The sequence below is a fragment of the Vibrio quintilis genome, assembly GCF_024529975.1.
Lineage (GTDB): Bacteria > Pseudomonadota > Gammaproteobacteria > Enterobacterales > Vibrionaceae > Vibrio > Vibrio quintilis.
The window spans coordinates 840,239-861,438 of sequence record NZ_AP024897.1 but is presented as its reverse complement, the minus strand read 5'-3'; the positions used below and the strand labels follow the sequence as shown (position 1 = coordinate 861,438).

Below are 21,200 nucleotides of genomic sequence, written 5' to 3'. Positions count from 1 at the left end.
ACAATCAATAGTGTCAGCTGATTCAGGGTTCAGAACTCATTCCTGCCAAAAGTAAAACACCCCGGAATTCCGGGGTGTTTCTCTGTACATCCATAAACCACTTACTGACGGATAAAATCAATAAATGAGGTTCCCAGATTATCCGGATGAGCAGCATCCGTTCCGAGAGAAAATGCACCATAATACCTGTCCCCGGACTGAGAATCCGGCAGACTGAAATCAATATCGGCATCAAACGGTACGCCACCCGCAACAAACGATGGCACAGAAACAGTCAGGTTTCCGGCTGAAGGGGACAGGAAAGCAGTCTGTAGCCGGAAGTGAATCATCTGAGGATCGTTGTAGCGATAATTCTGCACCGCGACCCAGAGTTTTTTCGCATGATCCGGCATCGGCATATTGATGTATTCTAAAGCACGATTTGCATTTCTTGCATAGTAATACACATGATTAAAGTCAGCCTGTTCTCCAACCCCGACAAACAGATCCAAATCCTTTGATTCTGTTTTGGTTATCTCGGCAACAAACCTTTGCGCCCCTTCAGGCACATCGAAAGTGAAATAACGATAACGGGTGACGGAATTCAGATAATCTTCACTAAAGGGCAATACACTATCAATCGCCGTGGCTTTAGCCGGACCCAGCGTTTTCACCTGCATATTGCTCACATCAACGGTTTTCAAACCTTTCAGTGTCGCCTGATCTACTGACTGCTTCGTGGTAATTTCAACCCCGCGCATCTGGTTCAGGTTACTGATCGCACTCAGCGCCGCAACCGGGAAATGCACATCAGGCACACCCGGTGTCAATGACTTAATACCCACCTGAGCAAACTGCCACTGACCGACATTGGTGTTATACAGATTCGCCGTAAAAGTTAATGTCTGACTTTCTCCCGGATTCAGGGCAAAAGCCGCCGGCTCAACCGTGACATATGGATTTGGCATCGCCGTCCAGACTGTCGTCATTTCCCGGCCATTCGTCACCGTCCTCGTCCACTGGCAATTCACCACACAGGTTTTCTGAGCCAGAGAAGCCAGGTTGAGCGCCGAAGGATCGCCCCCCCGGTTCGGATCGGCCTGAATAAAGTCCCGTGCATTTTCATCCAGCACCAGAGCTGCATGTGCAGCTTTATCTACATCGATCCGGCCGGCCCCCATATCAAAAGGTGTCGCGGCCCTTTTTCCATCTTCTTTCAACAGGCCGGTATACGCAGTTGTCATCATCGCCGACTTAATCTGCATTGGTGACCAGTCCGGATGTAAGGATCGGATCAAGGCACCAGCACCAGTAACATGAGGTGCCGCCATCGATGTTCCGCTTTCAATCGCATAGCTTTGCCCGTCTTTAAATGCAGCGAAAATCCCTTTACCCGGTGCGGTAATATCAGGCTTGAGCAAGCCGGGATTGGTTTGCTGCGGCCCTCTGGAACTGTCAAATGTCATGATGTCTGCCAGCCGGTTATCCGTCACCATCTTTGTTCCGGTCAGCCTTGCAGTATGCGTCTTACCGGAAGCAAGCCATTGTGACAGTTTTTGCCCGCTTTCGTAGCTGATATCAATTCTCGGATAACCGTTATCAACCGGGCGCAAAAATCCCGGACCGGTCGGCACACCATGACCAATCGTTTGTGGCAACATCAAAATCAGAGCACCGGCACCTTGTCCGATCATATTTGCTTTGAGCTGACTGAATGCCTGATCGGAATAGCGGCAAACCACAATTTCCCCATTCAACTGAATATTGAACTTACCAGCTTCACAATATGGATTATTATAGGCAGCGGCATCAATAATCGTTGCCGGACCGTAGCTTTGTGAAAGTGTCTGCCCGGTAATTGTGTCCGGAATTAAGCCAGCATCACCACCGGTCATATCAGCTAAAGCATTCTGATAAACCAGATTGTGAGAACTATTACCGGATGTCATCACCCACGGCGTTCCCGAGGTTGCACTGATCGAGCGTGGCGCTGGTCCGGAATTGCCTGCTGCGGCCGACACAAAAATGCCCGCATCGGTTGCAGATAAATAAGCCAGAGAAACCGGCTCAGCCCAGGGATCAATGAATTCTGAATATCCCGCAGAGAAGTTAATCACATCCACACCGTCCTGAACCGCACGGTCAACTGCATATAAAAAAGCTGAAATGGGGCATTGGTTATTCTTATCACATGCCCGGTAAGCAATAATATTGGCATGAGGCGCAACACCGGCAACATCCTTGACAATATTCAGCCCGGATGACGTTTTCAGCGCTGCATTGTAAACAATATTTCCGGCTGCAGTGCTGGCGGTATGAGAACCATGTCCGTGCTCATCTACCGGGCTGCCATTGGCGATTCCGCGGTATCCCCAGGCCCCAATCAGTTTGCTGTTACACGGAAAAGAAGCATCATAAACGGATGATTCTGTATCACAGACACCAACATAATGCCCTTTAGGATTCTTCGCCGTATATCCATCATCCCCGGTAGCACGAAATGACGGACTGTAAGGATTAATCCCGGAATCAATCACACCAACAACCACACCTTCCCCTTTGGTGCCGGTTAATTGTTCCGAGCCCCGCCAGACTTCCGGCGCATGAATCCATGACAAACCGCCTTGCCATGACGAATCCGCAGCCTGAAGCTGTTCACTGCCGGTACGAAGACCCAAAAGGCTATTCTGTGCCAGATAATTCAATTTGTTTTCAATAAAATCAGGCATCAGTTCAGGCTGGGAAGGGAGCGCATACATCGCCTGATCATCGCTGCTGTTCAGTTGCTGTTGAATATCTTTCTGAATCGATTTGATCCCTTTCAGCGCCGATATTTTCTTTACTTCATCCGGGGTCAGCTGAACAACAAGCGCATTCACAGCCGTTTGCATTGCCTGCAAAACCGTGACTTCGTGTCCCAGAGAAGCTTCGATGCGCTCAATCAATGCTGTCTGATGATGTTGTAAATAGGCCCGGTAAGCAGCGGCTGAAGAGCCCTGAATATTCAGTTTCTTATCCTGACTGCTCATGGCGGATTCATAGCCCTCAATTCCGCCACGGTAACTGGCTACCGAAGGTAAATCCCCGGTAATAATGTAGGTCTGAACGGCAGATTCATTGTTCAGTGACGCTGTTTTTAACTCTGTCAGCGTTCTGGATTGCTCTTGTGGAGAAGCTTTTTCAGCCACCCCATGATTCAGAGAAGTACCAACCTTATTGACGATTTTCAGTTCTGCTGCAAATGTGGAGGTCACAGCACAACTCAGAGCAATCATCAGACCGAGAGATAACCTCCGTCGCTGAAAGCCCGTAAGCTGATGGATTGTCATTACATAACACCTTAAAAATTGAATAAAAATTAATATTATTAATAGAATATGCGCACCAGAAAACAGGCTATGAACCGTTTTTGTTATTGTGGCGTAACGTTCAAACTGAGTAAGCATGAACACCCCGCCAGCCATCGCTCCCCGATGTGCGCGAGACGATTATATTTCTTTTATGGTCAGGAATGAGGAAGCGTTCCGGAAACAGAGAGCTTTTCCCGCAATAAATAGTAAATTGACACAAAATTGACTGACTGAAATGTCAGATGCCATTTTCAGGCGATATGCTGAGGCAACCGGACAGGGCGGGGATCAGGTCATCCGGAGAACAATGACTACTTCAGCAGGCACTGGAACATGAATGTCACGCCACCTGATTCACCTGGCTCCACGTCGATAATCTGCTCAATGAAATTTCCGGCCTCATCTATCTCATAGCCGGGCGTCGAGGCCTGCGCGAACAAACCTTCGATTGCAGCAATATAGGCAACATCAGAGGTCAGATAGACCAGAGAACACAAATAATAGCCTTCAGGCAGCACATCATCAGAAAATACCACCGATTCCTGAATTTCTCCGACGGTATAACGTATGTCCTGCCAGGGACGATCTAACTCTGCGACCGGTGTGATACAACACAGCTTCTGGCTGGATGCCTGCCAGCTTTGTATGACATCATCCCAGTCAAAATCAGGCTGATGCCGCTTTTTGATATATCTCACCGGATACCAGATTCGTTCACAAGGCAGGTCATGCGCCATCTGATATTCAGATGCATCAGAAGCCTGAGGATGCGCTAACCCGGACAGTAATGCAGCCGTCTGCTCCGGCGTAGCCGTCTTTGCCATCTGGCGGACGGCGCGGGCAGTCAGGCCCAGTTCTCTTTTGATGACTTTTGCCAAAGCCTGAGACGAAGAATAACCGGTCGCAAAGGCAACTGCTGTTATTTTCTGTTCAGGAGAACTCAGTAACAAAGAAACAGCACGTTGCAGTCGCACCCGGCTCAGATACTGGCCGGGAGTTTCATGAAACAGTTGAGTGAACTGACGATGGAAGTGATAAGGCGATATGGCGCTCTGCTCTGCAATCTGCTCCCAACAAAGCTGTTGGCCAGACTCACTGTGCATCAGATTCAGCGCCGTTTCAAAACGTTTGAGCTGATGTGCCGGCAGTGAGGATAACAAAGCGAATTCAGGCACCAGGATATAAGGATTACCAGAGAACTCAGACATAACCATCAACGAAAGTGATTTATATTAGTCCGTTAACTATGCAAGCCTGAATCAATAAAAGCAATCCTGCGTATCCTCTTTTATCCTGTCATGAATACATGCTCACCTGCTCAATACTTTTCACGACCTGACCACTTTATTCTCCGGCGTGATCATCGCTAAAAGAACGGGGATGAGGATCAACGTCACCCCGGTGGCAAACAGCTCACCAAAGACTAAGGAAACAGCGGCCGGTTTGAGATACTGTGCCTGCTCCGCCCGTTCACCCAAAAGAGGGAGCAAACCACAAACCGTGGTGACCGTGGTCAGAAACACGGCCCTGAAACGGCTGGTTCCAGTCTGAATCAGCGCCCGGGCAAGTGGCATGCCGGCCCGGTAATAGTCATTAAACCGGGTCATTAAAACCAGAGAATCATTCACAACAATTCCGGCCATTGCCATCATGCCAAACATTGACAGCACACTAATCTGCATATCCATCAGGTAATGGCCGAAAATTGATCCGGCAAAACCAAACGGAATCACAGACATAATCAGCAAAGGCTGCCAGTAAGATTTCAGTGGCACCGCCAGTAAGATATAAATCAACAGCACAGTGATCGTCAGCGCCGCACGGAAACCCGACTGAACTTCCCCGATCTCTTCAAACTCCCCTGAAGCCTGAATGCTCACCCCCGGATAACGTTGCTCTATTTGCTTTATCGTCTCAGACAGTTGCTGAATCGTTCGCTCCGGAGACTGAATATCCCGGTTCTGTTTCCAGTATACATTCACCACTTGCTCACGATGACGACGCTCAATCGTTTTAGGTTCCTGTTCATAAGACAAAGTCGCAATATCTCCGAGTGCAACAGACTGACCATCAGGCAGAATAACCGGTGAGCGTAATAACTGTTCCGTATTCAGTTTTTTATTTTGCGGATAGTGCATGACCACTTTAATTTCCTGACCATGATCCAATAAGCGATAGAGTTCCTTTTGTCCAAAGGCTTCACCGGCAAGGCGGGCCAGATCGGCCTGGGTGATTCCAGCCTGATAACCAGATTCATTCAGCTTCAGCCGAATCTGAAACAGCCCGCCTTTGCCATCATCATAAATATCTGAAACACCCGGCAGAACGGATAAGACAGGAATCAGGTCATGCACCGCCTGTCTGGCAAGCGCCCGATCTTGTGAGATAACAGCCACAGAAGTCCCGCCCGCAGGTTCATCCGCTGCAGAAAAACGAACCGAATAAGCGCCTTCAATCAAACCTGATCCCGATCGCCATTGATCCAGAATGCCGTTGCCGGGAATGGTCGTCAAAGCTTCACGGGTCAGCTCGGCGGTAACTTCAACATGACCCTCACCATCCGACCAGGCCAGCAGGTTGGTGATCGGCTTCTCCTCAAGCGTATATTTTGCCTGCAGCGTCTTGTTCAGATTGAGTGCCGTTTGTTCAAGATGCATCATCACTTTTTGCTGCAGTGGCAAAGGAGCTCCCACCTGTAATGAGACTTTTGCTGAAATATAGCGGCCGGGAATTTCCGGAAAGACGCCACTGCGAATCATATTCGTCGCCCACAAACCATAAGCGAGCATCGCCAATCCGAGCAGTCCGGTCAGCGTCGCAAACGGATACTTCAAAGATTTGATCAAACATTTGCGGTAAAAGCCCTGGTTAAAACGCGCCAGCCCGGTCTGAAAATAACGTTGCAGCGAAGCCAACCATTTTATCTCCGGCAACCGGCGAGACTCATTGCCCAGATGAGAAGGCAAAATAAACTTACTTTCCACCAGAGAAAACAACAGCGCAAAAATAACCACAGAAGAGAAGCCAGCTAACAACCGGGCTAAATCATTCTTAATCCATAACATCGGAGAAAATGCAGCCACACTCGTCAGAACACCAAAAATTGTTGCCACAGATACAGAATGAACACCATGTAAGGCTGCTTTTGCCGGATGGGAATAACGCTCCCGGGCAGCATAAATTCCTTCCCCGACAACCACAGCATCATCCACAAGAATACCAAGCACCAGAATAAAGCCAAATAATGTGATGTCATTAATACTGTAATCCATCAGGTGCATTGCCCCAAGGGTACCGCATAAGGCAAACGGGATCCCGATGCCAACCCAGAAGGCCATTTTGAGATTGAGAAACAACCCCAGTAACACCAGAACAATCAGTAAACCCTGCAATGCATTACTACCTAAACGGTTTAGTTGATCTTTGATATAAGGTGCCATATCTGCCATGACCGACAGCTGAATCTCATCAGGAAGACGGCGCTGCTCAAGGGCTAAGGTCTGACGAATTGCCTGACTGACCTCAAGCAGGTTATCCCGCAGGCTGGTACTGACCAGCAGAGCAATAGCATTCTGACCATTGTTTCTCACAATGGCATCGGTATCCGCATAATCGCGCCGGACTGAAGCAACGTCGCCCAGCGTTAACTGTCCTTTGGGAGAAGACCAGACAACCAGCTGCTTTAATTTGACTAAATCACCTGCATATCCATCCCCTCTTAAGATCATTTTCCCCCGGCTGCTCTTCAGAAAACCACTTCGGGATTCCAGAGACATCTGCTGAATTTTCCCGGCAAGTGCTTCAGGACTCAGACCCGTTTCCCTCAATTTTTCAGTATCGGGTTCAATGACCAGTAAAGGCTGGCGTTGCCCCCAGTTTTCAACCTTCGATATTTTCGGATTCTTTTTTAAGGCTTGCTCAATACGCCGGGCGATGGGTTGTAATTCCATATCAGATTCAGGCCCGGACACCACAACAAATGCAGCCAGATTGGTAAATTCATCCCGGCTGACCAGCGGACGTTCAGCCGCCGCAGGTAAATTCACCATTGAATTCACCCGGTTTCTGACTTCTTCAATCAACTGATTCAAGTCTGTACCGGTCGTCTTCCTGACATGAACCGTCGATATTCCTTCCTTCGACTGACTGACAATCCGTTTAATACCAGCAATATCACTGATTGCTTCTTCTATCCGCTGTGTTACAGCCTGATCAATTTGCTTTGCTGTTCCGCCGGGATAAACCACTTCAATCGTTAATCCTGAAGGTGCAATCTGAGGGAAAGATTCCACCCGGAGCTGATAAAATGACAATATCCCGCTGACAATGACGGCCACCATCAGTAAATTGGCTGCCACCGGATTCTCAATAAACCAACGGGTTAATCCTTTCATTCTGCTACCTCCGGCTGGATGACTTCCGGCGTCACCTGCTGTCCCGGCAGCATCGAAAGCAACGGATACACAACAAGATTTCTTGAACGCTGCGGGTCACGGGCAAAAACAACCCAAACCCACGCTTGCTGCTCTTCCAGCATGGTGACCTCTTCCCGGACCAGCTGGTTTTGTTTATTCACCGTCCATACCTGTCCATCCCGGGTCAATGCTGTAGCCGGGATCTTCATCGCCAGAGGAGAAGCCGCCAGCTGAATATGAACCCGTACCTGTTGATGCATCAGCAGATACGGCTTTTTTTCATAAGGATTATGTACCGTCAGAATCAGCTGCCGCTGCCGGGTTGAACGATCCAGCCGGGGAGAAAGATAACGGACACTTGCCGGCCAGCGATGAGAATATTGACTGACCACTTCAATATTTGTCTCCGGTAAAATTTTTCGCAACTGGTTCCAGTCTTGCGCCGGCACAGGAACCCGAATATCCAGAGCATGGCTGGAAGCCACTTCAAACACCGTCTGACCAGTCTCTACAAACTGAGATGGATTCACCTGGCGGGAGAGAATAATTGCATCAAAAGGCGCTTTGATCACCGCATCATTCAGCTGTTTCCGGGCATTTTCGTACAATTTTTTTGCCTGCTGTAAATCTGCTTTTGCCGCCGCAAGCTGAGGAATCCGCCGGGCATAAGCCGGGGCTTTTTGAGAAGACAACATTTTAACCGCAACCGTCTGTTCGTGCAGTTCCCGCTCCAGTGTCAGTTCAGCCTGCTTCACCGCACTAAATGCACTGGCAACACCGGCTTGCAGCGCCGTATTATCCAGCCGGACAAGCGTTTGTGACTCCGGCACCAACACACCCGGTTCAGAATGCACATCCAGCCAGGTGACCTTTCCGGTCGTCTGAGCTTTGACCTCTGACTGCCAGCGGGGAAAAGTCGTCCCGAATAGCGTCAGTACCGGACGATGATGATGGACAGTCGCTTTCATGACACTCACTGGTGGATATCCGTGCTTTGGTGGCTGAATTGATGGCTCACTCTGCTCTGCCATTATCACGATCAAACCAGCAATGAAGATAAGAAAGGTGGTCGCGGCTATGATTGGTATCAGTTTCTGTTTTTTCACATCAGGCCTTCGGGATTCAATCAAAACATAATATTCAAGATGATTTATATCCTGATGACGTGAAAAAAACGTGTCCCTGATTGCTCAAATAAGAATGAATATACAAATAACCTCGAAAGGCGTCATCATTCCTTCGGTTATTTTCCTTGAACTGAACCTGTTGATGAAGCTTTGAATCCTGCATCTTGAGGTCATTTGGGTATAAGACGGGATGCCATCTGCATGAGACAGATAGCACAATCAAATAAACCAGACAGAAAAATTCAGGTAGCGGAAAAACTTCAGGAAAAGAAATAGCTCATAATCAGCGCATCTTCCCGTCCCTGGCTGGCAGGATAATAACCAACCCGGCGATCAACGTCGTGAAAGTCAAATTTGAGATAAAGCGTGTAGGCGGCTAAATTGCTCTCACGAACCTCAAGCCAGACACTTTCAGCTTTCTGCTGTTCACAGCAGTTGAGGAAGTAACACATTAACTGCTCACCATAGCCTTTTCCCTGATAGACCGGATCAATCGCAATATTAAGTAAAGTGACTTCTCCAACAATATTCTGCGCATAAAAATAGCCAATCACTTCATCATTTAATAACAGAGCAAAGTTAAAAGCCCCACGCCCTTCAAGATTTTGCAACATAGAAGGCTTCCAGGGAAACTGATGAGCACGGGATTCGATCGCTGTAATACGGGCAAAATGCCGGGGTTCAACCGGGACAAACTGAAGACTCATCTGTCAGATTCCTGATAAGAACAAATCTGACGCCATAACTCCCTCCGGTGAAGCGGGTTACTCTCAATCTGACTTAACGGCGGGGAAACTAACTGCCTGGGAGCAATACCATCGACGGGCTGACACCCGGCAAACCAAACCCATTGCAGGTGATGATTGCCTAAGCGGTACAAATCATCCGGATGGATATACATTGCTTCATCAACAGACACAGTAAAACTTTTCAGAACCTTCTCAAATAAGATGGCGAACTGCCCTTGAGGCATCACCGGACTCACAATCAGCAACTGACATGAATCATCCGGTTCAACCTGCTTCAATGACAGGCCATGAACAACTTGTACCCGGTGTAATCTCCACCGCTGAATTCCCATTTCCTGAAGGTAATCCTGCTGACGAAAGCTCATATTGATATTCCTGATATTATCCAGAGCCAATCCTAACAAAATTCATATAAGAGAAGAAGCAATCAGTTCAGGATATGACGCAATATCACCGTGTCCTGCTGAATCTCAATCAGTTCATTGCACTGTTCTGCAACACCCTCTGTAAGTTCAAAGATCAACAGGCTGTCGGGATTCACTGGTCCGGATGTATTCAGGTCAAAATGAGAGGCAGGTTTAAAACCAAAAGCACGGTAAAGTTCGGCATCACTATAAACCGTACAGGCAGGATATCCGAGCTCCAGCAGCATATTCAGGCCATCTTCTATCAGTGTATTTTCGGTCTGAACAAATCCGGAATGGACAGCCAGTAAAGCCAGTGATTGCCAGTTCTGGTAATGCCCTTCCTCCTGAAGCGGAGTAAACAGAGCATAACCAATAATTTCACCATCATCCTGACAGGCAACAAGAGAAAGAGTAATCAGCCCCTGCTCTCTTGCCGCTGCCACCATATCGGCTTCCCTCTCTTGACCAAGGGATGAGCGCAGCAAACGATCAATTGGTAAGATGTCTGCCGGAGCTTCTGTTCGTATTAACATGACGAATTCCTTCACTGTGTAGTTGACCTGAACGGACCCCTTTATACACGAAATCAGATAATTGCCCCAACAAAGTTTTTAAAATTGCCGGAAGAGTATCTAAATCAACGCCATCAATAAGATTTTTTATTTCCAGACCAAACTCGGTATCCCCTTCGATGACCAGTCGTCTCTGAAAAAACAGCGTATCCGGATCTTCCTTTCGCCCTGCAATTAAGACGAAATCATTCAGGTTTCCCCGAAAACAGGCATCAGCCGTTAAACCATCTGACATCGATTGATCAGACACGATCAACCCCTCTCCGGTATAGCCAATCATCCAGAATACATCCAGATCTTTCACCTCAACTTTCAGCCACTTATTTTCCAGAAATTCAAAATCGCCTTCCTCCAAAGCTTCTTTAAAAACGATATTCAACCCATCTAAAAGGAACTGACGTTGCAAGAAATTGGGGACTAAATGAATCGGAGATCGCAAAAATGATGCTGCATTTTGTACAATATAGGCGTGAATCTTGTTAAGCACTGTCTTTATCCGTTAACGTTGATGAAATAGAATTAATCATAACCAAACAGATATTGACAATAGCTGTTATGAATCAATAAATACGGTATATGCTTCACTAATGAGACAAACATAGTTATAGTTGAGCATTCTGTATATAAACCCAGAGCAGGCCACCTGTTGGAGCAAAATTAATTGGCATGGTTTCACAAGCGTTTAAACAGTGGTTTACAGAATTAACATCACGTAGTCCATTTTTTTTTGCGGTCCTCGATGAACAGCACAACTATGTGATGGTCAATGACCGTTACAGCCGGATAGCAAAGCTTTCTCCGGACAACCTTATTGGTAAAAATGATACTCAGGTTTTTGGTCAGGCCTACTATCAACAGCTCCGGCATTATTATCAGAAAGCTTTTAGCGGTGAAGTCATTGAAACGACAATCCGGCTCCGGGATGCGGCAATTGAAACAACGCTTTATCTTTCACTGACACCAATCGCCGCTGATAACGGTATCCATCAAATCGTATTTCAGGCGCTGGATGTCTCTGAATCGCACGCTTTACTCCATCATGCTGAAGAATCAGAAACCAAATTCTCCCAATTACTGAATATTCTGAGTGAGGGTGTGTTATTTATTGAAAATAATGAAATTATTTCATGTAACCAGATTGCAGCAAACCTTCTGGGTTACAAATCACCATCCGACTTATACGGAGAAATGCTGCCGGATCTGTTTATCAATCAGTCAAATCAGAAGCCTTTAACTGTCAGTGAAACCAGTTTCCGCTCCAGTTGCCACCCGATACTTTGTCGGGCAAAGTCACTCCCCGAATCCGGCCCGCAGATCTCCCTCCGGATTGAAAAAACATTGTTATTCGGCAACACCGCATTTTTTGTCATGCTGTCACCTCAGGAAGAAACCAAAACTGATTCAGGCAGCATTGATGCCCATATTGACCAACTCACCGGGTTATATAATCGCCCCGGATTTGCCAAACGGCTGGATATGCTGATAGCTGATAAAACGCCTCTGGTGATGCTTTATCTTGATATTGATAATTTCAAAAATATCAATGATTCTCTTGGACACCATATTGGCGATAAAGTCATCAGAGAAGTGGCATTTCGTTTAAAGCGACTGTTGCCACCGGATGCAATTCTGGGCCACCTGGGTGCGGACGAATTTGGTTTAATTCTCCCTGAACCGGATAAGTCGCGAACTGCTGAAATGCTTTCAGAACGAATTATTTCCCTGATCAATCAACCGTTTGATTTGAACTATTTCAGCAAAAGACTCGCTTGTTCAATCGGAAGCGTGAACTATCCGGGAGATGGTTGCGACTCAAGAATTTTACTGCAAAATGCTGATACTGCGATGTATGAAGCGAAAGCCAGAGGAAGAAACCGTATGATTCGCTTCAGTTCACAAATGAACAAAGAGGCCAGAACACGGTTATGGCTGGAGATTGAACTACAAAAAGCATTGCAACAGAGTAGTCTTGAGGTTTGGTATCAGCCCAAAGTCAATGCGCAAAACTATAATATCAATGGTGCTGAAGCGCTGGTTCGCTGGAAACATCCGGTGGAAGGATACATCAGCCCGGGCTCTTTTATTCCGGTTGCCGAGAAAGCCGGTCTGATCGAACATTTGGGACGGGTAGTCATGCGGGATGTATTTTCAACGGTAAAACGCTGGAAACAAAAAGGAATTCTCCCCGGTCCGGTTGCCATCAACCTTTCTCCGGAACAGTTTGGCAATCCGCAGTTGATTAACTTTATGGAAAAGCTGCTTCGTTCAACTCAGTTAGACCCGGCCTGTATTACTTTTGAGCTGACGGAAAGTGCAGTCATGAGTGATAGTGAATACACGATTGAAATGTTGAATGCGATAAAAAAACTCGGCTTTACCCTGTCCATTGATGATTTTGGTACCGGCTACTCATCACTCTCTTATCTTGCCAGATTTCCAATCGACGAATTAAAAATTGATCGTGCATTTATCACCGAAATTGATTTACTGCCCAAGCAGATCACCGTCATTGAAAACATTATCAACCTGGGGAAATCGCTGAAGCTAAATGTAGTCGCCGAGGGTGTAGAAACACAGCAACAGGCTATTTTATTATCTAATCTTCATTGCCATTCAATTCAGGGATTTCATTTTTATCGTCCCCTTCCCAGAGCTGAAGTGGAAAAATTATTTATCCAAAACAAGAGCTACCACACTGAATAACTGCGAAGATTCCATTAAACCTGCCCAATATCAAATTATTCCATCCTCTTTTTCCATAAAGTACCACAGATTCTGAATAACTTATTTCATAGCTCAACATGGAACTTCTCTGTCCCGCGGGAAACTTCCCCGCACTGAAAGCCGCTATCGATCATGGTGCAGATGCAGTTTATGTCGGTTTTAAAGATGACACGAATGCACGCCATTTTGCCGGACTGAATTTTTCCGGAAAGAAAATAGAAAAAGCGGTGCAATACGTACATGATCATCAGAAAAAAATACATGTCGCTTTAAATACCTTTGCTCACCCTGACCGATTCCAACGCTGGACTGATGCCGTGGATCAGGCGGCCGCACTTGGAGTGGATACACTGATTGTCGCTGATATTGCCATTCTGGAATATGCATCCACGCATTACCCGGAAATGGATCTGCATCTTTCAGTGCAAGCCTCCGCAACAAATACAGCTGCGATTGAGTTCTATCGTCAAAATTTTAATATCAAACGGGTTGTGCTTCCCCGTGTCCTTTCTATTCATCAGGTGAAACAGTTGTCGCAATCTGTATCGGGTGTAGAACTGGAAGTTTTTGCTTTTGGCAGCCTTTGTATTATGTCTGAAGGACGCTGTTACCTGTCTTCTTATATGACTGGAGAATCGCCGAATACAGTGGGAGCCTGCTCTCCGGCGAAATTTGTCCGCTGGCAGGAAACATCACAGGGAATGGAATCCAGATTAAATGGCATTCTCATTGATCGGTACCTTCCGGACGAAAATGCCGGTTATCCGACCTTATGTAAAGGCAGGTTTATCACCAGTATTGATGATCAACAGAAGTGCTATCACACTCTGGAAGAACCAACCAGCCTGAATACATTATCTCTGTTACCTGAGTTGTTTGCTGCCAATGTTGCATCCGTCAAAATAGAAGGGCGTCAGCGTAGTCCTGCCTATGTTGAACTGGTTACAAAAACCTGGCGGGCTGCGATTGATCATTATCTCCGCCAGCCTGGAGAATATCAGGTCAAAGAATCGTGGAACCAGTCTCTTGCAGACATCTCTGAAGGGTCGCAAACCACACTTGGCGCCTATCACCGAAAATGGCAATAATAGAGAGACTTTTATGAAATATTCACTTGGTCCGGTTCTTTATTACTGGCCGCGTCAGAATGTTGAAGCATTCTACCAATCCGCTCATGAATCAGCGGCAGATATTATCTACCTTGGTGAAACAGTCTGCTCAAAAAGACGGGAACTCAAACCTCAACACTGGCTGGAAATTGCCAGAGAGTTATCAAAAAGCGGCAAAGAAATCGTGCTGTCTACCATGGCACTGCTGGAGTCCAAAAGTGAACTATCTGTGATGAAACAATACATCGATAACGGTGAGTTCACTATCGAAGCCAATGATGTCTCCGCAGTTCAGTTAGCCAGCGAATCGGGAGTGCCTTTTACCGCAGGCCCGGCAATTAACTGTTACAACGCCAATACCATCAGTTTTTTACTCAAAAAGGGAATGAAAAGATGGTGTATGCCTGTCGAGCTATCGCGTGACTGGCTCATCAAAATACTGGCACAATGCGATACATTAAACATCCGCAACCAGTTTGAAACTGAAGTATTCAGTTACGGATACCTGCCGCTGGCGTACTCTGCCAGATGTTTTACTGCAAGGGCAGAAAACCGCCCGAAAGACCAGTGTAAAACCTGCTGTATTCAATACCCGACAGGTATACAGACTCAAAGTCAGGAAGGTCAGACCGTATTCAACCTGAATGGTATTCAAACACAATCCGGACAGTGCTATAACCTGGTGAATGATCTGGCAGGGATGACTGATTTGGTCGACGTCGTGCGGTTAAGCCCGTTAGGCACAGAAACGCTGGAACGTTTGGATGAGTTCAGAGCAGCCGCCGATACAAACAATCCTGGCCGCTATCATCTGGATGACAGTGATTGTAACGGGTACTGGCATAATATTGCCGGGCTGTCTAAAGTCACCACTTCAATACCGGAATAAGCTCAGGCTCACAGTCTGACTTTTGTATCAGCGCCAACAAACATTTCATGGCAGATAAGCAAAAGATGAACAAAATCATCTGATGCTTATCTCCTCTCCCGGAGTTTTCTTAACCCTCAGAATTTAAAAATTTCAACAGACCTGCGCAGTTGTGAAGCAATTTCAGTCAGTTGACCAGCCCGGCCACTATTGCTTGTTGCATCATCAAACGTCTTCCGGGCCAGTTCGTGTGTTTCAACAATACTGGTATTCATTTCTGCAGCAACATGTGTCTGCTCTTCGGCTGCCGTCGCAATCTGGCTATTCATAGCCTGTATCAGAGAAACAGCATGCTGAATCTCCCCCAATGCCTGACTGGCAACTTCTGATTTCTCTGCTGTCATTTGTGCATCCAGCATATTACTTTGCATAAGCTGAACAGAACGCTGGGCCTCTTGCTGGAGCCGGGAGATCATCTCCTGAATCTCATTGGTACTTTGCCTGGTCCTGTTCGCCAGATGACGTACCTCATCAGCAACCACGGAAAATCCACGCCCATATTCACCAGCCCGGGCTGCTTCAATCGCAGCATTCAAAGCCAGCAGGTTGGTCTGTTCAGAAATACTGTCAATGACCTCCAGAATTGTACCGATTCCCTGTGTCTCTTTCTCAAGTCCGGTATTCACATCCACAACGGTTCTGATCCCGCTCACCAGCCCCTGAATACTTTGATTCATATCCCTGACCACTTCCATACCCAGAGAAGAGTGCTCAGCTGCCTCTGTTGCTGCACCTGAAGCCTGTAAAGCACTCCTTGCAACTTCATCAGCAGTCACCGTCATCTCATTCATCGCAGCAGATGTTTGTTCTAACTGGATCATCTGAGATTCTGCGCTGGATTTCACAGTTGACGTTGTATTCAGCATCTGACCGGATGCATGATTCAGTTGATCAATCGCATGATATATTTTTTTGATAATCAATGTCAGGTTATTAACCATCTTTAAAATAGCCGCATATATTCCTGTTTCATCCCTGATATCTTCAGACGAAACGGATAAATCCCCTTCAGCTACCCTTTTTACAATCGCTTCAATTTCCCGGGGTTCACCACCTATAGGCCGATACATCAATCTGACAACCAGAAAATAAGTGACAATTAAAGAAAAAACAATCAAGGTTGTGGCAAGATATATATCAGTCATCAGGTTTGATTCAGATGCTGAATAAATATTATCCCGTTTATCCCATGCCCATACAGACCAGCCTAAATTATCGGAAATTGCATTAACGGAAAAATAAGTTTGCCCCTGGTGTTGATAAAAATGACTGGCTCCATTGATATCTCTGTATCGTGAATATGATGGACGCAATTCATATAAATTTTTTCCTATATATTGATGATTAGCAGCGGCAACAATATATCCATCTTCCCTGCTAACAAACAGCTGATTATTATCAGTTAATGATTGAATAAAATCAGTGATTGTATCAAGCGCAATATTTCCACCTAAAACACCAACAATCCTTCCTTGCCTTTTTACCGGTATTGCAACCGACATCACCGTTTTTCCAGTTGTCGCTCTGAAAGGAGCCGTGAGTATGTACTTTTCACCATGGATGGCTTTTGTATACCATTCTCTTCGCTTCTCTTTCGCATTAAAACCAGCGATACGGCCATCAGGCTGATACGTTGTTCCATCAGCAGATGAGAAGAATGCACTTAAAATGTAGGGATTTTTTTCAAGGTCACTCAATGTTTTTCTGAGCACACCTTCATTGATGTTTTCATGTAAATCAATCGAGATAAATCTTGCAGAAAGTATCAGTACATCAAAATAACGCTCCATTCTTTGTTCAACAACAGAGGATATCAGGTGAGCATTATTCGATAATTTATCTGTATAGTTTTTAACTGAAGCTTCTTTAAAAGAAAAGTAAGCAGTTGTTACAATCGTAAAAACAATGAAAAAAAACAGAATTCCAATTGAAGATAATAATTTATTTTTTGCACTCATAAACGCTGCTCCATACCTTTTGAATATTTAACAATATGAGTATTAGGTCAGCCATAATAATCTATCTTATTTCATTCTCAATTGAATAATGCGTCTTAATTAAATCACCATACTTTGTTGGAATATATAACTCACATTATTCAAGTATTACTTTATAACTCTAATTAAAAGAAGAGAAAACAGAATCAATATATTCTGATACACCCTTTTCAATCAGATATAATCAGAAAACAAGAATTAACATCAATATACCCAAACAACCTGAAAATGCAGGTTGCTTGGGTATAAATCAGATTTATCAGCTATCAGCGAATAATCACCATAGCACTCAGAAAAGACAATGAAGAGGGTAAAGACAGTAATCATGGTCTGACAGACCATGATCAATCGAACTGGTCAGGACATATAAATGACGGCCAGCCCTTCGGTATCAAAGCACTGGCCGATAACAATTGCATTAGCTCACAGATAAAGCCGCTATTTAATATCCCAACGGTCACAAAAACTATATGCCGAAGTCTCTGAGGATAGAGTAAAAGCCTTATCAAATAAATCAAAAAGCTTCCTTTGATGCTTCAGGAAAAGTCAGATTGATTTATTTTTTTCTTTCTCTTCCTTTAAAATCCGATAAATTTTTTCCAGTTCAAGGAATGCGTAACGATGTTCAACGTACTCATACACATTAAACGAAATCGCTAACTTGTATAAAGAAACCGCATCCGCATATTTTCCTTGCAGCTGGTATCGTTTCCCAAGATAGAAGTAAGCTTCTGTCAGGCGGCGGGCAAGCACAGTATTATCCTTTGTTCCGGCAAGGATTTGTTTAAACACCTCTTTATCAGGAGTTTTCTCCAAAACCATCGCAACTAACAACCAGCCCCACTGTTTTTCATCCCGGTGCTTATAAGTTTCTGATAATGTTTTTTGAGCATCTGTTGGCGCCAGTTCACTTTCAATAAAATAACGCCATAATGCATTGAAAGGATCAACCGCCTGAACTTTATCTATCTGATCAACCAGTTCAAGCGCCAGGTGAGGTCGCTGACCGTAGTACAAAGCAACCGCCTGATTTCTCAATGCATAAATATTATCAGGCTCCATTTCCAGTGTAGAATCAAAAGCATCATAAGCAGAATCATACTGCCCAATCTCAGTGTAATAGACGCCAAGGATATTGAATACATCAGGCTGAGCCGGATTCATCTGTAATGATTGCTCAAAATCGATACGAGCCAGATTTCTCAGCCCAACCATATCGTAAGCATTACCTCTCTCATAAAAGAGCTTCGCCCGGACTTCATCTGACAATTTCTCCCGTTGCAGTAACTGGCTTAGCCGGACAATTTTTACTTCCTGCTGAATTGTCGGCTGTAAAGGCCTTGCCATTGGCGGGTAATACCATTGGACCTGTTTTGAATTAATGCTGGAACATCCACTGGTTATCAACAGACTCAAACCAGTTAACAATGCGAGAAGCCACTTCACTAAATTTTCTCCTGTAGGGAACTAAAAAAGGGAGCATATCAGCTCCCTTTATAACATCATGCTTTCAAATAAAAAAGCTCGCGATTTATTCTGGTATCACTTTATTCTTCATTTGAAGCAGGTTTCTGCTCAGTATCACTTTCCGGCTTTGGTGCTTCTGGCTTTTCCACCGCTTCTTTCATGCTCAGACGGATACGGTTCTGTCTGTCGATTTCCAGAACTTTCACCTGAACGTCCTGACCTTCTTTAAGATAATCAGTTACTTTCTCAACACGTTGCTCCGCAATCTGAGAAATATGAACCAATCCTTCTTTCCCGCCGAGAACAGCGACAAATGCACCAAAGTCAACAATACGCGTCACCCGACCGGTATAAATCTTACCAACTTCAACTTCAGCAGTCAGTTCTTCAATACGACGAATCGCTGCTTTCGCTGCTGTCCCTTCTGTCGCTGCAATCTTAATCGTACCATCGTCTTCGATTTCAATGGTTGTACCGGTTTCTTCAGTCAAGGCACGAATGACAGCACCACCTTTACCGATAACATCTTTGATTTTATCAGAGCTGATTTTCATCGTGTGAATACGAGGTGCAAATTCAGAAATATCATCTCTTGCTGAATCAATTGCCTGGTCCATCACAGAAAGAATATGCAGACGGGCACCTTTCGCCTGGTTCAGTGCGATCTGCATAATTTCTTTTGTAATACCTTCAATCTTGATATCCATTTGCAGCGCGGTCACACCAGCAGAAGTACCCGCTACTTTAAAGTCCATATCACCTAAGTGATCTTCATCACCAAGAATGTCTGAAAGAACGACAAAATCATCACCTTCTTTCACCAGCCCCATCGCAATACCAGCCACAGAAGCTTTAATAGGAACCCCTGCATCCATCAGAGCCAGAGAGGATCCACACACAGAGGCCATTGAAGATGAACCATTAGACTCTGTGATTTCAGAAACAACACGGATAGTGTATGGGAATTCATCAACCGTTGGCATGACAGCCTGAATACCACGTTTTGCTAAACGACCATGACCAATTTCACGGCGTTTTGGAGAACCAACAAATCCAGTCTCACCTACACAGTATGGAGGGAAATTATAGTGCAGTAAGAAGTGCTCTTTTCTCTCTCCGGTCAGCTCATCGATAATCTGAGCATCTCTTTGTGTTCCCAAAGTTGCTGTCACAATAGCCTGAGTTTCACCACGGGTAAATAGTGAAGAACCATGAACACGCGGTAATACACCAGTACGAACATCCAACGCCCGGACCATATCTTTTTCACGACCATCAATTCTTCGCTCACCAGAAAGGATGCGGCTGCGGACCACATTTTTTTCAAGCGAACCCAGCATATTGCGGATTTCGTTTTCATCCAGCTCGTCATCACGTTGCAACAATACGTCAACAGCTTCGTTTTTAATCTGTCCAACCTGCTTGTAGCGGGCCAGCTTCTCTGTAATTTGGTAAGCATCTACAAGACGGCTTTCTGCGAGTTCAGCAACTGCTGATTTCAGTTCAGCATCAACATCCGGAGCACTCCATTCCCACGCTGGTGTGGCTACTTCTGCTGCAAATTCGTTAATCGCACGGATGACAGTTTGTTGCTGATCATGACCGAAAACAACCGCAGATAACATTTCTTCTTCAGTCAGGATATCTGCTTCAGATTCAACCATTAATACTGCATTTTCAGTACCGGCAACAACCAGATCCAAACGTGACTCGCTCAGCTCTGTCATGCTTGGGTTTAGTACCAACTGTCCATTGATATGGCCGACGCGAGCAGCACCAATTGGGCCACTGAAAGGTATTCCTGAAATAGCCAAAGCAGCTGATGTACCAATCATAGCCGGGATATCAGGCTGAACATCAGGATTAACGGCCATGACGGTTGCAATAACCTGCACTTCATTTGTAAAGCCATTAGGAAACAGAGGACGGATAGGACGGTCAATCAGGCGGGCTGTCAGTGTTTCACCTTCCGAAGGACGACCTTCACGCTTGAAAAAGCCTCCGGGAATTTTACCTGCAGCGTATGTTCTTTCCTGATAGTTCACTGTCAGAGGAAAGAAATCCTGCCCTTCAACAGCTTCTTTTTTACCGACAACGGAAACAAATACAGAAGTATCATCCATTGTAACCATTACAGCAGCAGTTGCCTGACGGGCAATCACACCTGTTTCGATGGTTACAGTATGATTTCCATATTGAAAGGTTTTTACAATTGGTTTTTCAAACATTCTAATTCCTTAGCCCTGGGATTACCCCAGATGATATTTGTAAATACTCAAAGCATTACAAATCGCGACTAGTCAAAAAAGACTGATTACATTGAATCCCTTTTGAATAGCCGCGACCTGTTGGCCGACTTCGGTGACTGCAATACCC

General features: G+C 45.5%; 14 protein-coding genes. 3 read left to right on the top strand and 11 right to left on the bottom strand.

Annotated elements, in window-relative coordinates; genetic code table 11:
* Positions 1-101 precede the first annotated feature (101 nt).
* The 8 genes from OC443_RS04175 to ubiT form a co-directional block, all read right to left on the bottom strand.
* Positions 102-3,308 (bottom strand): S8 family serine peptidase, encoded by a 3,207-nt coding sequence (locus tag OC443_RS04175; protein ID WP_073580169.1) that lies wholly within the window; start codon positions 3,306-3,308, stop codon positions 102-104.
* Positions 3,309-3,640: 332 nt separating this feature from the next.
* A complete protein-coding gene (locus tag OC443_RS04170; RefSeq protein WP_073580170.1) occupies positions 3,641-4,537 on the bottom strand; it encodes a helix-turn-helix transcriptional regulator in 897 nt (298 codons plus the stop codon).
* A gap of 120 nt (positions 4,538-4,657) precedes the next feature.
* On the bottom strand, positions 4,658-7,723 hold the full coding sequence (locus OC443_RS04165; protein WP_073580171.1) for an efflux RND transporter permease subunit: 3,066 nt from the start codon (positions 7,721-7,723) through the stop codon (positions 4,658-4,660).
* On the bottom strand, positions 7,720-8,850 hold the full coding sequence (locus OC443_RS04160) for an efflux RND transporter periplasmic adaptor subunit (protein WP_073580172.1): 1,131 nt from the start codon (positions 8,848-8,850) through the stop codon (positions 7,720-7,722). Before OC443_RS04160 ends, OC443_RS04165 begins: the two co-directional genes overlap by 4 nt.
* Before the next feature lie 281 nt (positions 8,851-9,131).
* On the bottom strand, positions 9,132-9,578 hold the full coding sequence (gene rimI, locus OC443_RS04155; protein WP_073580173.1) for a ribosomal protein S18-alanine N-acetyltransferase: 447 nt from the start codon (positions 9,576-9,578) through the stop codon (positions 9,132-9,134).
* Positions 9,575-9,985, bottom strand: a complete 411-nt coding sequence (locus OC443_RS04150; RefSeq protein WP_073580174.1) for a DNA polymerase III subunit psi — start codon at positions 9,983-9,985, stop codon at positions 9,575-9,577. The genes rimI and OC443_RS04150 overlap by 4 nt, the downstream gene beginning before the upstream one ends.
* A 62-nt stretch (positions 9,986-10,047) precedes the next feature.
* Entirely contained in the window at positions 10,048-10,560 is a 513-nt protein-coding gene (locus tag OC443_RS04145; RefSeq protein WP_073580175.1) for a GNAT family N-acetyltransferase, read from the bottom strand.
* On the bottom strand, positions 10,517-11,086 hold the full coding sequence (gene ubiT, locus OC443_RS04140) for a ubiquinone anaerobic biosynthesis accessory factor UbiT (protein WP_073580176.1): 570 nt from the start codon (positions 11,084-11,086) through the stop codon (positions 10,517-10,519). The genes OC443_RS04145 and ubiT overlap by 44 nt, the downstream gene beginning before the upstream one ends.
* Positions 11,087-11,265: 179 nt before the next feature.
* Between ubiT and OC443_RS04135 the strand changes: the two genes are divergently transcribed.
* The 3 genes from OC443_RS04135 (at position 11,266) to OC443_RS04125 (ending at position 15,321) form a co-directional block, all read left to right on the top strand.
* Positions 11,266-13,302, top strand: coding sequence for an EAL domain-containing protein (locus OC443_RS04135; RefSeq protein WP_073580177.1), 2,037 nt, complete (start codon positions 11,266-11,268; stop codon positions 13,300-13,302).
* Between the two features lie 98 nt (positions 13,303-13,400).
* Entirely contained in the window at positions 13,401-14,411 is a 1,011-nt protein-coding gene (gene ubiU, locus OC443_RS04130; RefSeq protein WP_073580178.1) for a ubiquinone anaerobic biosynthesis protein UbiU, read from the top strand.
* A gap of 13 nt (positions 14,412-14,424) precedes the next feature.
* Positions 14,425-15,321, top strand: coding sequence for a U32 family peptidase (locus OC443_RS04125; protein WP_073580179.1), 897 nt, complete (start codon positions 14,425-14,427; stop codon positions 15,319-15,321).
* Between the two features lie 116 nt (positions 15,322-15,437).
* Here OC443_RS04125 and OC443_RS04120 read toward each other — a convergent pair whose 3' ends face one another.
* From OC443_RS04120 to pnp, 3 genes are all read right to left on the bottom strand, one after another.
* Complete coding sequence (locus tag OC443_RS04120) at positions 15,438-17,318, bottom strand: methyl-accepting chemotaxis protein (RefSeq protein ID WP_073580180.1); 1,881 nt, start codon at positions 17,316-17,318, stop codon at positions 15,438-15,440.
* 585 nt (positions 17,319-17,903) lie between these two features.
* Positions 17,904-18,803, bottom strand: coding sequence for a lipoprotein NlpI (nlpI, locus tag OC443_RS04115; RefSeq protein WP_073580181.1), 900 nt, complete (start codon positions 18,801-18,803; stop codon positions 17,904-17,906).
* Between the two features lie 101 nt (positions 18,804-18,904).
* The gene (gene pnp, locus OC443_RS04110) at positions 18,905-21,052 is read right to left on the bottom strand and encodes a polyribonucleotide nucleotidyltransferase (RefSeq protein WP_073580182.1); all 2,148 of its coding nucleotides are present in this window, start codon (positions 21,050-21,052) and stop codon (positions 18,905-18,907) included.
* Positions 21,053-21,200 lie beyond the last annotated feature (148 nt).

Excerpts from the sequence above, each read along its gene's own strand:
- OC443_RS04175 (WP_073580169.1), bottom strand. The coding sequence starts at position 3,308 with ATGACAATCCATCAGCTTACGGGCTTTCAGCGACGGAGGTTATCTCTC.
- OC443_RS04170 (WP_073580170.1), bottom strand. The coding sequence starts at position 4,537 with ATGTCTGAGTTCTCTGGTAATCCTTATATCCTGGTGCCTGAATTCGCT.
- OC443_RS04165 (WP_073580171.1), bottom strand. The coding sequence starts at position 7,723 with ATGAAAGGATTAACCCGTTGGTTTATTGAGAATCCGGTGGCAGCCAAT.
- rimI (WP_073580173.1), bottom strand. The coding sequence starts at position 9,578 with ATGAGTCTTCAGTTTGTCCCGGTTGAACCCCGGCATTTTGCCCGTATT.
- OC443_RS04150 (WP_073580174.1), bottom strand. The coding sequence starts at position 9,985 with ATGAGCTTTCGTCAGCAGGATTACCTTCAGGAAATGGGAATTCAGCGG.
- OC443_RS04145 (WP_073580175.1), bottom strand. The coding sequence starts at position 10,560 with ATGTTAATACGAACAGAAGCTCCGGCAGACATCTTACCAATTGATCGT.
- OC443_RS04135 (WP_073580177.1), top strand. The coding sequence starts at position 11,266 with ATGGTTTCACAAGCGTTTAAACAGTGGTTTACAGAATTAACATCACGT.
- ubiU (WP_073580178.1), top strand. The coding sequence starts at position 13,401 with ATGGAACTTCTCTGTCCCGCGGGAAACTTCCCCGCACTGAAAGCCGCT.
- OC443_RS04125 (WP_073580179.1), top strand. The coding sequence starts at position 14,425 with ATGAAATATTCACTTGGTCCGGTTCTTTATTACTGGCCGCGTCAGAAT.
- OC443_RS04120 (WP_073580180.1), bottom strand. The coding sequence starts at position 17,318 with ATGAGTGCAAAAAATAAATTATTATCTTCAATTGGAATTCTGTTTTTT.
- pnp (WP_073580182.1), bottom strand. The coding sequence starts at position 21,052 with ATGTTTGAAAAACCAATTGTAAAAACCTTTCAATATGGAAATCATACT.